General features: G+C 33.8%; 12 protein-coding genes and 3 tRNA genes. 9 read left to right on the forward strand and 6 right to left on the reverse strand.

The genetic code is table 11. The annotated features are described in order from the left end of the window. Positions 1-90: 90 nt before the first annotated feature. Both ACEN2F_RS02740 and ACEN2F_RS02745 read left to right on the forward strand, forming a co-directional pair. Positions 91-1,803, forward strand: a complete 1,713-nt coding sequence (locus tag ACEN2F_RS02740; protein ID WP_441735733.1) for a PAS domain-containing sensor histidine kinase — start codon at positions 91-93, stop codon at positions 1,801-1,803. A gap of 4 nt (positions 1,804-1,807) precedes the next feature. Next, the gene (locus ACEN2F_RS02745; protein ID WP_441735736.1) at positions 1,808-2,209 is read left to right on the forward strand and encodes a response regulator; all 402 of its coding nucleotides are present in this window, start codon (positions 1,808-1,810) and stop codon (positions 2,207-2,209) included. A 66-nt stretch (positions 2,210-2,275) separates the two neighbouring features. Here the strand turns inward: ACEN2F_RS02745 and rpsT are convergent, their stop codons facing one another. The 5 genes from rpsT to proS form a co-directional block, all read right to left on the reverse strand. After that, positions 2,276-2,527, reverse strand: coding sequence for a 30S ribosomal protein S20 (rpsT, locus tag ACEN2F_RS02750; protein WP_441735738.1), 252 nt, complete (start codon positions 2,525-2,527; stop codon positions 2,276-2,278). 33 nt (positions 2,528-2,560) lie between these two features. After that, positions 2,561-2,632: transfer RNA gene (locus ACEN2F_RS02755), tRNA-Glu, on the reverse strand. A 43-nt stretch (positions 2,633-2,675) separates the two neighbouring features. Beyond that, positions 2,676-2,747 (reverse strand) — tRNA-Glu (locus ACEN2F_RS02760). A gap of 45 nt (positions 2,748-2,792) precedes the next feature. Next, positions 2,793-2,864: transfer RNA gene (locus ACEN2F_RS02765), tRNA-Glu, on the reverse strand. A gap of 78 nt (positions 2,865-2,942) precedes the next feature. Continuing rightward, on the reverse strand, positions 2,943-4,421 hold the full coding sequence (proS, locus tag ACEN2F_RS02770) for a proline--tRNA ligase (protein WP_441735740.1): 1,479 nt from the start codon (positions 4,419-4,421) through the stop codon (positions 2,943-2,945). Between the two features lie 101 nt (positions 4,422-4,522). On the opposite strand from proS, the gene ACEN2F_RS02775 reads away from it, so the two are divergent. The 5 genes from ACEN2F_RS02775 to ACEN2F_RS02795 all read left to right on the forward strand — a co-directional run bounded on the left by ACEN2F_RS02775 (position 4,523) and on the right by ACEN2F_RS02795 (position 10,172). Further along, positions 4,523-5,554, forward strand: a complete 1,032-nt coding sequence (locus ACEN2F_RS02775; protein WP_441735742.1) for a hypothetical protein — start codon at positions 4,523-4,525, stop codon at positions 5,552-5,554. Positions 5,555-5,609: 55 nt separating this feature from the next. Continuing rightward, the gene (locus ACEN2F_RS02780) at positions 5,610-7,190 is read left to right on the forward strand and encodes an OmpP1/FadL family transporter (protein ID WP_441735745.1); all 1,581 of its coding nucleotides are present in this window, start codon (positions 5,610-5,612) and stop codon (positions 7,188-7,190) included. A 207-nt stretch (positions 7,191-7,397) separates the two neighbouring features. Continuing rightward, positions 7,398-8,711, forward strand: coding sequence for a 30S ribosomal protein S12 methylthiotransferase RimO (rimO, locus tag ACEN2F_RS02785; RefSeq protein ID WP_441735747.1), 1,314 nt, complete (start codon positions 7,398-7,400; stop codon positions 8,709-8,711). 39 nt (positions 8,712-8,750) lie between these two features. Then, positions 8,751-9,230, forward strand: a complete 480-nt coding sequence (locus tag ACEN2F_RS02790; RefSeq protein ID WP_441735749.1) for a hypothetical protein — start codon at positions 8,751-8,753, stop codon at positions 9,228-9,230. A 36-nt stretch (positions 9,231-9,266) separates the two neighbouring features. Next, the gene (locus tag ACEN2F_RS02795) at positions 9,267-10,172 is read left to right on the forward strand and encodes an N-acetylmuramoyl-L-alanine amidase (RefSeq protein ID WP_441735751.1); all 906 of its coding nucleotides are present in this window, start codon (positions 9,267-9,269) and stop codon (positions 10,170-10,172) included. A 282-nt stretch (positions 10,173-10,454) separates the two neighbouring features. On the opposite strand, the gene ACEN2F_RS02800 is transcribed toward ACEN2F_RS02795, so the two are convergent. Further along, the gene (locus tag ACEN2F_RS02800) at positions 10,455-11,504 is read right to left on the reverse strand and encodes a porin (RefSeq protein ID WP_441735753.1); all 1,050 of its coding nucleotides are present in this window, start codon (positions 11,502-11,504) and stop codon (positions 10,455-10,457) included. A gap of 610 nt (positions 11,505-12,114) precedes the next feature. Between ACEN2F_RS02800 and ACEN2F_RS02805 the strand changes: the two genes are divergently transcribed. Then, a complete protein-coding gene (locus ACEN2F_RS02805; protein ID WP_441735756.1) occupies positions 12,115-12,423 on the forward strand; it encodes a hypothetical protein in 309 nt (102 codons plus the stop codon). A gap of 190 nt (positions 12,424-12,613) precedes the next feature. Beyond that, entirely contained in the window at positions 12,614-13,093 is a 480-nt protein-coding gene (locus ACEN2F_RS02810; protein ID WP_441735758.1) for a hypothetical protein, read from the forward strand. The last annotated feature ends 26 nt before the right edge of the window (positions 13,094-13,119 follow it).

The raw sequence follows: 13,119 nt of genomic DNA on the forward strand, positions 1-13,119 counted from the left end.
TCTTAGATACGAAAAATGGGACTAAAAAAAATTAAAAATAAGTTAGGAATGATACTTCATAATTCAGCAATAATTATTTACATTTGAGTAATGAAAAGCAAAACCAATCAAGTAATCCTAATTTACATTCTTATCGCTCTGTTTGTTGCTATTGTTAGTCATAAACTAGTACAACAGTATATTTCTGACAACAATCAACCCCTATATATCTTTACAAAAGACCTTCTTTTTGTGTTTTTTACTGGCATAATTTTTAAGCTGATTTTATCAAAAAATGATGCCAGAAACATTGCTGTTTTCGAAAAATTAAAAACCACAAACGACGAAATTAAAGAATCAAATGAACGATACAATATTGTAGCTAAAGCAACCAGTGATACGATTTGGGACTGGAAAATAGAAGACGACAACTTCTCTTGGAATAAGGGAATAGAAAATGTTTTTGGCTATACGCAAAGAGAAGTTGGTACTACCTCTACATGGTGGTTTGATAAGATTCATCCAGAAGATAGCATCAAGATGTCGATAAAATTATACTCCTTTATAGAACAAAAAACGGAGAACTGGCAAGATCAGTACCGCTTCAGATGCGCTGATAATTCATATAAATACGTATTAGACAGAGGGTTTTTATTAAAAGATGAAAATGGAAAAGCAGTTCGAATGATTGGAGCCATACAGGATATCACAAAACAAAAAGAGGAAGAACAAAGGCTAAAATTGCTAGAAACTGTTATCACACAATCTAAAGATTCCATCATTATTACAGAGGCGATTTCAATTGATGGCAAAATCCCAATAATAACATACGTAAACCCTGCATTTTCCGTTATGTCGGGATACGATTCAGAGGAAAGTATTGGGAAATCTCCAGAATTTTTCAATAGCCCCAATTCTGATCATGAAGCGTTAACAAAACTGCTAGCAGCAATAGACAACAAGCAAGAATGCATTGTAGAAACTATCAGCATTACAAAAGATAAAAGAGAGTACTGGGTACGGTTCTCTATGATACCAATTTACAATGCTGATGATGAACTTTCGCATTGGATATCAATACAACGAGATATTACTGAAGAAAAAAAGCAAGAAAAGGAGAAAGAGCAACTTATAAGAGAGTTAACTCAAAACAATAAAGACTTGAAGCAATTTTCATACATCACTTCACACAATCTTAGAGCCCCCTTATCTAATTTGACCGGACTCTTAAATCTAATTGAAGACATTCCTATTGATAATCCAGAATTAAAAGAAATTTTAAATGGATTCAATAAGTCGACTCATTTACTGAATGAAACTATAAATGACTTGGTCAAAGTCATCATCATTAAAGATAATCCATCAATTAAAAAAGAGGCAGTTCTTTTTCAAGATATTTACGAAAATGTTTTCAACCAACTGAATTTTCAAATTGAGTTATACAAGCCTATCGTAAAAATCAATTTTGAAAAAGTATCAATAATCAACATCAATAAAGCTTATATAGAAAGTATTTTACTTAACCTACTAAGCAATGCTATAAAATACAAATCAGAAAACAGAAAGTTAAAAATAACCATCGCTACTAGTGAAATTGACGATACAATTGTATTGATTTTTAAGGATAACGGAATAGGGATCGATCTGGAAAGAAACAAAGATAAAGTTTTTGGCCTTTATCAAAGATTTCATAATTACCCAGATAGTAAAGGATTAGGCTTGTATTTAGTAAAATCTCAAGTTGAAACGATGGGAGGAACAATAAATATAGAGAGCGAAGTAAATAAAGGAACTATATTTACATTAACTTTTAAAAATAAATAGAATAATGTTAGATAAAATTTTATGCATTGATGATGACCCGATAACGCTTATGTTGTGCAAAAAAGTAATCAACAAATCCTCTTTTTCTGACGAGATAGTCACTTCTCAAAATGGCGAAGAAGCCCTTAATTATTTCAATACTATTAGACATAGTGAAACCAAAAGCCAATATCCGCAATTAATATTTCTAGATTTGAATATGCCAGTAATGGGAGGATGGGAATTTTTAGACTATTTTAATAGCCCCGAGTTTTCGGATTTTAATTCCATAAAAGTAATAGTACTTTCCTCTACAATAGATCCAGAGGACTTAGAAAAAGCAAAAAAATATCCCATGGTGATTGACTTTTTGTCAAAACCCATAACACAATCTATGCTGGAATACTTAAAAAGCAAAATTGGTTAGTACAGACCATAAAAAAAGCTCTCATTTAAAATGAGAGCTTTTTTTATATGAAGTAAATTGTTTTAATTACAATTTAGAAACAAGCTTAGTTAATTTAGATTTTAAATTAGACGCTTTGTTATCATGAATAATATTCTTTTTCGCTAATTTATCAATCATTGAAATTACATTTGATAATTTAGACGTAGCATCTACTTTATCAGTAGCTATTCTTAACGCTTTAATTGCATTACGAGTAGTTTTATGTTGGTATCTATTTAATACTCTTCTCTTTTCGTTACTTCTAATTCTTTTTAGAGCTGATTTATGATTTGCCATTTTATTATGATTTTATCTTTTACTATATTTTTGTAGTCCGTAAGGGAATCGAACCCCTGTTACCAAGACGAAATCTTGGCGTCCTAACCCCTAGACGAACGGACCATTATCCCCTAAGTTTTATCAATCTATTCAAAAATTGAATTTGTAGCCCGTAGCGGAATCGAACCGCTCTTACATGGATGAAAACCATGCGTCCTAACCGATAGACGAACGGGCCATTTTCCCATTGAGTTAAGGAATACTTTATTAGCAAAAAAAATAGTAGCCCGTAGCGGAATCGAACCGCTCTTACATGGATGAAAACCATGCGTCCTAACCGATAGACGAACGGGCCCTGCTTCTCTAATGCGGATGCAAAAATACAACTATTTTTGAAACGCACAATAGCTGGTGCTAAAAAAAAATATTTTTTTTAATATGCCTTCGCAAATAACACTCTTCCCACAGAGATTTCTCCAGTAAAAACGCAGCTTCCCGCCTCTTCTACTCTATCCAAAGGAATACATCTTATGGTCGCCTTAGTCAGATCTTTGATCTTCTCTTCAGTAGCTGCAGTTCCGTCCCAATGTGCTGATACAAAACCTCCTTTGGTATCTAAAACGGTTTTAAACTCTTCAAAGCTATTAACTTCCGTAACATGAGAATTTCTATAATTCAATGCTTTTTCGAATAATTCTTTTTGAATTTGTTCTAATAAATCGCTGATATAGGTTTCAATTCCTTCTTTAGAAACAACTTCTTTTGTCAATGTATCTCTTCTTGCAACCTCAAAAGTTCCATTTTCTAAATCTTTAGGACCAACAGCAATTCTCACAGGCACTCCTTTTAACTCCCATTCTGCAAATTTAAATCCTGGCTTCTGAGTGGTTCTGTCATCAAATTTGACTGATATATTTAATTTGCGCAAAGCCACGGTCAAAATATGTACCGCTGCTGTTATGAGCATTAATTGTTCTTCTGTTTTATAAATAGGAACAATTACTACCTGAATAGGTGCTAAATTAGGTGGCAAAACCAATCCCTGGTCGTCTGAATGTGTCATCACTAATGCGCCCATTAAACGAGTAGAAACACCCCATGAAGTTCCCCAAACATGTTCTTGCTTTCCTTCGGCAGTAGCAAACTTAACGTCAAACGCTTTTGCGAAATTTTGTCCTAAAAAATGTGAAGTTCCTGCTTGCAAAGCTTTCCCGTCTTGCATCAAGGCTTCGATACAATAGGTTTCTTCAGCACCTGCAAATCGTTCTGTTTCCGTCTTCACTCCTTTTATAACTGGAATTGCCATAAAGTTCTCGGCAAAATCGGCATATACATGCATCATTTTCTGTGATTCTTCGACAGCCTCTGCTTTGGTAGCGTGAGCTGTATGCCCTTCTTGCCACAAAAACTCTGCGGTACGCAAAAACAATCGCGTTCTCATTTCCCAACGCACTACATTAGCCCATTGATTAATTAATAACGGTAAATCTCGGTATGATTGAACCCACCCTTTATATGTTGACCAAATAATAGCTTCACTAGTAGGACGAACAATTAATTCCTCTTCTAGTTTTGCATTGGGATCCACCATCAATTTCCCTGGTCTGTCGGGATCATTTTTTAATCTATAATGGGTCACAATGGCACATTCTTTAGCAAATCCTTCCGCATTTTTTTCTTCCGCCTCAAACATGCTTTTTGGAACAAATAAGGGAAAATAAGCATTCTGATGTCCTGTTTCTTTGAACATTCGATCCAACTCTGCTTGCATTTTTTCCCAAATAGCATAACCATAAGGCTTTATGACCATACAACCCCTTACCCCTGAATTTTCGGCTAAGTCAGCTTTGACAACCAACTCGTTATACCATTTTGAATAATCTTCCGCTCTTGTAGTTAAGTTCTTACCCATATTGATTAGTTTGGCATAAATTTTGTTATATAATATTTAAAATAATTAGTTTGACAAAACTAACTATTTTTGTATTGTCCAACAATAAAAACTCCACATATATGAAAACGAGCACTTTTTTCACCCCGAACACATCCATGTATTACTTGTTTGGTCTATTATCTATATTTTTCGCTTCTTGTAGCTCTTACCAAAATAGCTCTTATTATGATTCTGACGGAATATATGGCAATACATCCTATCAAGTTGCTGAAAGAACTCCGCAAAATAATCAAAACAATCAGTACGCTTCCTATTTTAATTCGCTTCAAAAAAATGACGAATCTGATGAATATTTTACAGATGTGGACACCTACAACAATTATGATATGGACAGTGATACCCTTCAAGGAAATTACACGACCTATGCCGGATGGGGAGGTAATACCCAATCTGTAAACATCTATGATAATGGGTGGGGAATGAATAATTGGTATGGAAACAACTGGGGAATGAATAACTGGTATGGAAATAACTGGGGAATGAACAATTGGGGAATGAACAATTGGTATGGAAACAATTGGGGATATGGATGGGGAATGAATATTGGATTTGGATGGAACAACTGGTACGGTAATGGCTGGGGAAACAACTGGTACGGAAACGGCTGGGGAAATTATGGCTATGGCCAGAACACTATTAATTATTCTTCTAACGCAGGCCGAAGAGGGTCATCGTATTCTAATTCAAATACGATAAACAGCACCAACCAAACAAGTAGAGAATATTCACGAAACAAAACTAATACAACCATTGGTCGACGTATTAATAATGCTAACTTTAGAAACAACACGTCTGATTTAAGAAGAAACACAACTAATAGCATAAACCGAACTAGTCCTACATTCTCAAGAAATCAAAATCAATCACAAAACAGCTCTTATAATATTCCAAGAAGAAGGTCAAATAGCAATGATGCGCGCAATCAAAATAATGCGCCTTCAAGATCGTTCACTCCGACAAGAAATAACAACAATAGCCGCTCCTACAGTCCAAGTTCAAACACCTCCAGATCCAACAATTCAGGCGGCGGTAGATCATCTGGCGGTAGCGGAAGATCATCTGGCGGTAGCGGAAGAGGTGGAAGGGGATAAAACAATATCCCACTTAACCCTTCATTATCAATAAAAATTAAATATCCCTACAAAAATGAAAAAACATCTATATTTATTACTCGCTGGCTTATCGTTTACCGTAGCCCAATCTCAAGAAATATCTGATGCGCTGCGTTATTCGCAAGACAATTTAAATGGAACAGCCCGTTTCAGGGCCATGAGCGGTGCCTTTGGCGCACTTGGTGGCGACTTGTCGGCCATCAATGTAAATCCTGCGGGTTCTGCGGTGTTTACCAATAATCAAATGGCTGTTACATTGAGTAATTTCGATACTAAAAACAATTCTAATTATTTTGGTGGTATCTCATCAGAAAAAGAGAATTCCTTTGACTTGAATCAAGCAGGAATTGTATTTGTTTTTAATACCCGAAACCCAAACAGTAATTGGAAAAAAGTTTCCTTAGCGGTAAACTATGAAAACATCAATAATTTTGATAACGGAGTGTTCTCCGCAGGAACCAATGCAAATAATTCAATAGATCAATATTTTTTGAATTATGCTAATAATGGAAACGGTGGCGCAGCGGTTCCTCAGAATTTTGTCAACACTAATTCAGGCGAATCAATATCCCAATTGTATTCCTTCTTGGGCCGTAATCTTCCTAATAGTCAATATCCAAATTTAAATGGTTTTGCAGCGCAACAAGCCTTTTTAGGCTATCAAGGTTATGTTATAAATGCCACAGACGGATCCAATAACAACTCTACTTTTACTTCAAATGTTCCTACTGGGGGAAATTATTACCAAGAAAATTCTGTTTACAGTACAGGATACAACGGGAAATTATCCTTTAATGCAGCCACTTCCTATAATGACCAATTTTATTTTGGATTAAATTTAAATTCTCATTTTACTGATTTTCATAAATCGTCTAGTTTTTATGAAGACAATAGTAACCCATTAGGCACTAATGACCAAATCACCCGCGCACAATTTGACAATGATCTTTATACTTATGGATCAGGATTTTCATTTCAAGTGGGTGCTATTGCAAAAGTCACTAATGAAATTCGTTTGGGATTAGCGTATGAATCTTCAACATGGTATACTTTGAACGACGAGCTTTCGCAAAGATTAATTACGATAAGAGGCAATTCTAGTGGAGAATTACCACAAGATATTGTAGACCCACAGGTGGTCAATGTATACGAACCCTATAAATTACAAACTCCAAGTAAATTAACCGGAAGTTTTGCCTACGTATTTGGAAAGACTGGATTAATCAGTGTTGATTACGCACTGAAAGATTATAGCAACATCAAATTTAAACCTGAAAATGATGACTTTTTTAGAACCCTAAATAGTGATGTGAATGCATTGCTCGATACTACCGGAGAGCTAAGAATAGGTGCCGAATACAAAATTAAGGCATTAAGTTTGAGAGCAGGATACCGTTACGAACAAAGCCCATACAAAAATGCTGTTACTGTAGGCGATTTGAATGGGTATTCAGCAGGTTTAGGATATAATTTTGGATCTACGAAAGTAGACTTAGCGTATTCGTATGCCAAAAGAAATTCTCAACAAGGATTTTTCAATCAAGGATTTACTGATGGAGCACGTATTGATGCAATCAATAACAATATCTCTTTGACCCTATTGTTTGAATTGTAACAAATTAAAAAATGAATTAGAAAATCCGTTTCGTGATTGTGAAACGGATTTTTTTTTAGCCCTGATGGAAGTGAAAATCCTCTTGACTTTTTTCGGGAGATTGCAACGTACAGCAGGAATAGCTCCATAAAAAACACAAAGATTTATGGTCCTAGAAATAAAATGTGTAATTTTGCAAAATTCCCAAATTAGAGGGATTCTACTGATATGAGAACGAAGTCTTTAAAAAAGAATAAAATAAACGTGATCACTCTTGGGTGTTCAAAGAATGTATATGATAGCGAAGTACTTATGGGTCAGCTACGCGCAAGCGGAAAAGACGTTACCCATGAAGCTCCGGAAGCTGAAGAGGGAAATATTATTGTAATAAATACCTGTGGATTTATTGATAACGCAAAGGCAGAATCAGTAAATATGATTCTGGAATATGCAGATAAAAAAGAAAGAGGATTAGTAGATAAAGTATTTGTTACCGGATGTTTGTCTGAGCGGTACCGTCCTGATTTAGAAAAAGAGATTCCCAATGTAGATCAATTTTTTGGAACGACTGAATTGCCTGCTCTACTAAAAGCCTTAGGAGCAGACTACAAGCATGAGTTGCTTGGAGAGCGACTAACTACAACTCCAAAAAACTATGCTTATCTAAAAATTTCTGAAGGTTGCGACCGACCATGCAGTTTTTGTGCAATACCATTAATGCGAGGAAAAAACGTTTCACAAACCATTGAGAAACTGGTAAAAGAATCCGAAGGTTTAGCTAAAAATGGCGTTAAAGAATTAATCTTGATAGCTCAGGATTTGACATATTACGGATTAGATATCTACAAAAAAAGAGCACTTGGAGAACTACTGGAAGCTTTGGTAAAAGTAGAAGGAATTGAGTGGATCCGTTTGCACTATGCTTTTCCAACTGGTTTTCCTATGGATGTTCTTGAAATTATGAAACGTGAACCTAAGATTTGTAATTATATTGATATTCCGTTGCAACACATTTCAGATTCAATTTTGAAATCTATGCGTCGCGGAACAACACAAGCAAAAACAACAAAATTATTAAAAGAGTTCCGCGAAGCAGTACCAGGAATTGCGATACGCACCACTTTGATTGTAGGATACCCTGGAGAAACGCAAGAAGATTTTAATATCTTGAAAGACTGGGTTCAAGAAATGAAATTTGACAGAATGGGCTGTTTTGCTTACTCTCATGAAGAAAATACACATGCCTATTTACTGGAAGATGATGTTCCAGATGCAGTAAAACAAGAACGTGCAAACGAAATAATGGAGTTACAATCTCAAATTTCATGGGATTTAAATCAGGAAAAAGTAGGTCAAACGTTCCGATGTATCATCGACAGAAAAGAAGGCGGACATTTTGTAGGCCGAACTGAATTTGACAGTCCAGACGTAGACAATGAAGTTTTAATAGATGCATCAAAACATTATGTAAAAACAGGAGAGTTTGTGATGATAAAAATTATCGAAGCAACGGAATTTGATTTGTACGGAGAGCCAGTATAATTTTTTAAAACGATTTTTTAATATTTTAAAATGCTAAACATGAAAACAATTCAATCAATACTAGTTATCACATTTGTATTATTATCGATTCAGACTATTTCAGCGCAATATGGGAACAATGGGTATAATAATGGTTATGGAAATAGCAATGGTTATGGTGGAAATCGTAGAATGAATAGCGGAATGGATCAAGCCAGAACTCCTGAAAAACCAAAAGAAATCCCAGTTGAAGTTTCCGTTGCAAAAATAATGGAAACCTTAAAACCTGATCTTAATCTGGATGCATTACAAGTAGTAGCGATGTCAAATATTTTCATCGAAAGCTTTAGAACTCAAGGGATGTTACTTAAAGCCGAAACTAATCAGGCAGATAAAATTAAAAACATCGAGGCATTATCTGAAGTTACTGACAGGAAATTAATGGAATTATTAAATGAAGACCAAAAGGAAAAATTCATCATTTTAAAGAAAGAGCAGAAAAACCCAAAAAAATCAAAGTCTAAAAAGAAATCAAAATAATCCGTTTTTTATTTAATGATAAAAACTCAAGATCCAATGAAAAACATTTTTTACACTATAATTTTTGCACTTTCGATTACTGCTTGCTCCACAAATCCATACAAGAAAACAGAAAAGGTATATGACACCCAACTAAAAACATTAAAAAAAACAATCTCTAACAAAGATCCGAAACCGCTTCCAGTTGTTATTCCTCCGGTAGAATTAAACAGAGATACATTATACACACAACAATTACATACCTATAAGGATACTATTTTCAAAATGGGGTCTACATTTTTGGAAAATGGCATCAATACAAAATGGATTGGTACCGTCAATTTTAATTTACGCAAGCCTAATTTCGTCATTATTCACCATACTGCACAGGATTCACTGCAGCAAACCATTAATACATTTACAAAGGTAGCAACACAGGTAAGTTCCCATTATGTCATTTCAGATGATGGTAAAGTAGTCCAAATGCTCAATGACTATCTACGAGCATGGCACGCCGGAAATGGTTCTTGGGGAAAAAATACGGATATTAATTCGACTTCCATAGGTATTGAACTAGATAATAATGGTTCCGAAGTATTCTCAGAATTACAAATCAATAGTTTATTGGCACTTTTAACGAAGTTAAAAAAAGACTATAACATTCCTGCCCAAAATATTTTAGGTCATGCAGATATTGCCCCAACTAGAAAAAAAGATCCTAGCGCCTTATTTCCCTGGGAAATTTTAGCGACTCAGGGTTTTGGGATATGGCCGGATGAATATTTACAAACGGCTCCTTTTGATTTTAATATAGATCAAGGCTTACGAATTATTGGGTACGATACTAGAAACTTATCTGCTGCTATTATTGCTTTTAAACTTCATTATATCCAAACTGAGGTTAATGATATCTTAGACGAAAAAACAAGAAATACCATTTATTCTATTTATAAGCAGCAATAATTAGTTTCTCCAAAAAAACACTAAAACGGTTCTTTGAATTTTTTCAAGGAACCGTTTTTATTTATATCCAATACCGCACTAGTTACTACTTTCTTCAAACTACTATCATAGCGCTGCATAAGCCCTAAAGCTGCTCCATAATTTGGATTAATTTTATACTTGTGAATAAAACAACCTTCTTAATTAATAGATCGTAATAGCATTAAGCATGATTTTTAAGCAAAAAAAACTGCCAAAATACTTAAACAGCATCTTGGCAGCAAAAAAAAATCCTTTAGAACTCTAGAAAGAATAGGTAGTAGCTAGCAATGCAAAAGCAGTCATTCCTTTACTAGCGGCATCTTTATTTGAAAAAATGTCTTCGGATGCAGAATCAAGTCTAAATTCAGGAATGATAGTTAAGTTTCCAACCTTATAATTAAGTGATAATGTATTACCTACAACACTTGTCCCTGCGAGCAATCCCAATGCAGGAGTAGCCTCTTTTGCATCTAAATATTCCAGTCTGTATGTAAGACTTAAAGATTCTTTTAAAACAACATTAGCATATCCAACTAATGCAAACCATTCTCCATCCAATGTGCTATCAAAGTCGTTATCAGTCATTGCATACGTACCATTAAACCCTAAGGAAAATGCATCACTGAGTTTCTTTGTTCCAACAAAATCAAACTGCGTCTTATTTTCATCAGATGATGGATTACTACTACCGGACGTAACATTAAAATAAGCACTTCCTGTATCGCCTAAAAAAGCGAGCTGTCCTATAAAAGTTTTTTGAGCCGAACCCGCATCAATAGTAGATTTAAAATCCGTAGGATTAGTAACTCCTGCCATAAAACTGAATTTACCTGAAGTATATTGTGCCTTTATACCTGTGTTAAAAAAGGGGCCGTAAGTAAAAGCGTAGGACATACTATAGTTTTTATTGTCGACTGCATCCAATAATTCATACCCCACATGAGTTCCAAAACTACCTGCAGTAACTTTGAACTTATCAGAGAACTCGTAAGTAAAATTTAATTGTTTAATCATAAATGTTGCATTGGCATCATTGTATGTAAACTGAGCCGCTCTGTTTCCAAAACCCAAATCAACAAAAACGGAACCTTTACCCATTTTATGAGAGGCTTCAATAGAAACCATACCTAATTCAAATGAGTTATGAGAATTCGTAAAACTTGTCAAACTATTGTCTATTCCGGAAAAATCATATTTGTAATACGCATCTGCGGATCCTGCAAAAGTTGTGGCTGGAACAGCAGGCGTTTCTTGTGCAAATGTTAAAGTCGTAGTTAGCAATACTGCTATGACAGCTAATGTGTTTTTCATCTTTAAGGTCGTTTAATTAATAATAAAGTTTGGTAATTATTTGGTTTTGGTTACTATTTTAAAAAAAATCAGAACTAGAAATGACTGCTGAAAACATTTTTTTTAGCCGCTTTAGGTGTTAATATTTTCCTAATCCTGAGGCGAATTTATTAACTTTTACTTCACTTGAATTACTATTTTCCACTTTTTTATCAAGTTTTCAAAAGAATTATCAATAACGAAAAATGAATAAAAAAAAATAGTTATTCCACATTTTTATCAAAGTATTTTAAAAATTCAATAATTAACTTTTAAAAAACAACCCCCTATTTTTTTAGACAAACTTAAATATATAATTAAAAATAAAACTAATTATATCAATAAAATATATTTTAAAACACAACACCCCCATATAAAATACAATTAAAAAACTTTTGTAATTTTTTTAACAAAATGCAAAAAAATTATTTTTCATTTATAATGATGCACTATATTATAAAAAAAAACATTTTTTTTGTCTTAAAAAACAAGTCAATAGGACAAACTAAACCTCAATGAAAATCAAATTTTAAATTTATTATTTATGAAAATTTTAAAGGTAACTCCCAATGAATTGTCTTAGATTTATCCCATGATTCGTACCTTAATTAAATTAAATCTTCTGGTCTTATTTATTGCTTTTTCCGCTGCATGGATTAGTGATGCAGTTGCTATTCTTTCTAATGACAAGAAATATGAGTTTTTTGAAGTATCCGAAAATAGTGCAGAAGAAAATAATTTAGAAAGTAAATTAAAAATACTTTACACAGCAGTAATAGAGTTTCCGAATTCTCTAGAAAGCTATTCATTAGATCTAAATAGAATAAGCCGTTTGGATTTATTTAAAGTAAAAGAGTCTACTTTAAAAAATTTAACTCCACCACCAGAGGCATTTGTGTAAAAGTCTATTTATAAGTTCTCTTCCACACAATTGTATGCGGATCCTTCTGATTCCTTGCTTGAAATCATTACCCGCTTAGCTAATCAGTAGAAATTTTACTATTCGAAACAATTTTATAAATAGGTAAAAGGCACCTTTTTGTAATTTTAAAAAAAGCTCAAAACCAACAATCAATTTTATACCTGATCACATGAAAAATTTATTTACAATATTTACAATTTTATTCAACATCGCATTAATTGCACAAACACACGAAATCATTACGCACGACAGCAAAAAAATGGATGTAAACTTCATAAAAATGGAAAACAATCTGGTCTATTATGCTTTGCCCGGAAGTACTGAAGAAAAAAAAATAAGTCAATATGCCGTTGCCCAATTACATACAAAAAATGAAAATGGCTCTAAACAAGTTTCTGAAAAAATCAATGTAATTGCAAAATCAGATTACAAGAAAGTAATCGTCCTTAAAGAATCTCAGACGGTCGGACTAAAGAAATCTGGCGAGATTACTAGTTTTTTTGGACAAACAAAGGGAGAAACAAATTTATCCTTTCTTGATGGAGGAGAAAAAAGGCTAAAAGAGAATGCAGCACATAAAGGATTTCCGTTTATTGTCATTCTGTCCAATAAACCTAACGCTTTAAAAGCAGCAGTCTATACTTATTAGTAAAAAACGACCAAAGTATTTTTTTT

This window comes from Flavobacterium sp. W20_MBD1_R3, assembly GCF_052119725.1.
Classification (GTDB): domain Bacteria; phylum Bacteroidota; class Bacteroidia; order Flavobacteriales; family Flavobacteriaceae; genus Flavobacterium.

Excerpts from the sequence above, each read along its gene's own strand:
- ACEN2F_RS02810 (WP_441735758.1), top strand. The coding sequence starts at position 12,614 with ATGAAAAATTTATTTACAATATTTACAATTTTATTCAACATCGCATTA.
- proS (WP_441735740.1), bottom strand. The coding sequence starts at position 4,421 with ATGGGTAAGAACTTAACTACAAGAGCGGAAGATTATTCAAAATGGTAT.
- ACEN2F_RS02790 (WP_441735749.1), top strand. The coding sequence starts at position 8,751 with ATGAAAACAATTCAATCAATACTAGTTATCACATTTGTATTATTATCG.
- ACEN2F_RS02795 (WP_441735751.1), top strand. The coding sequence starts at position 9,267 with ATGAAAAACATTTTTTACACTATAATTTTTGCACTTTCGATTACTGCT.
- ACEN2F_RS02805 (WP_441735756.1), top strand. The coding sequence starts at position 12,115 with ATGATTCGTACCTTAATTAAATTAAATCTTCTGGTCTTATTTATTGCT.
- rpsT (WP_441735738.1), bottom strand. The coding sequence starts at position 2,527 with ATGGCAAATCATAAATCAGCTCTAAAAAGAATTAGAAGTAACGAAAAG.
- rimO (WP_441735747.1), top strand. The coding sequence starts at position 7,398 with ATGAGAACGAAGTCTTTAAAAAAGAATAAAATAAACGTGATCACTCTT.
- ACEN2F_RS02740 (WP_441735733.1), top strand. The coding sequence starts at position 91 with ATGAAAAGCAAAACCAATCAAGTAATCCTAATTTACATTCTTATCGCT.
- ACEN2F_RS02775 (WP_441735742.1), top strand. The coding sequence starts at position 4,523 with ATGAAAACGAGCACTTTTTTCACCCCGAACACATCCATGTATTACTTG.
- ACEN2F_RS02745 (WP_441735736.1), top strand. The coding sequence starts at position 1,808 with ATGTTAGATAAAATTTTATGCATTGATGATGACCCGATAACGCTTATG.
- ACEN2F_RS02780 (WP_441735745.1), top strand. The coding sequence starts at position 5,610 with ATGAAAAAACATCTATATTTATTACTCGCTGGCTTATCGTTTACCGTA.
- ACEN2F_RS02800 (WP_441735753.1), bottom strand. The coding sequence starts at position 11,504 with ATGAAAAACACATTAGCTGTCATAGCAGTATTGCTAACTACGACTTTA.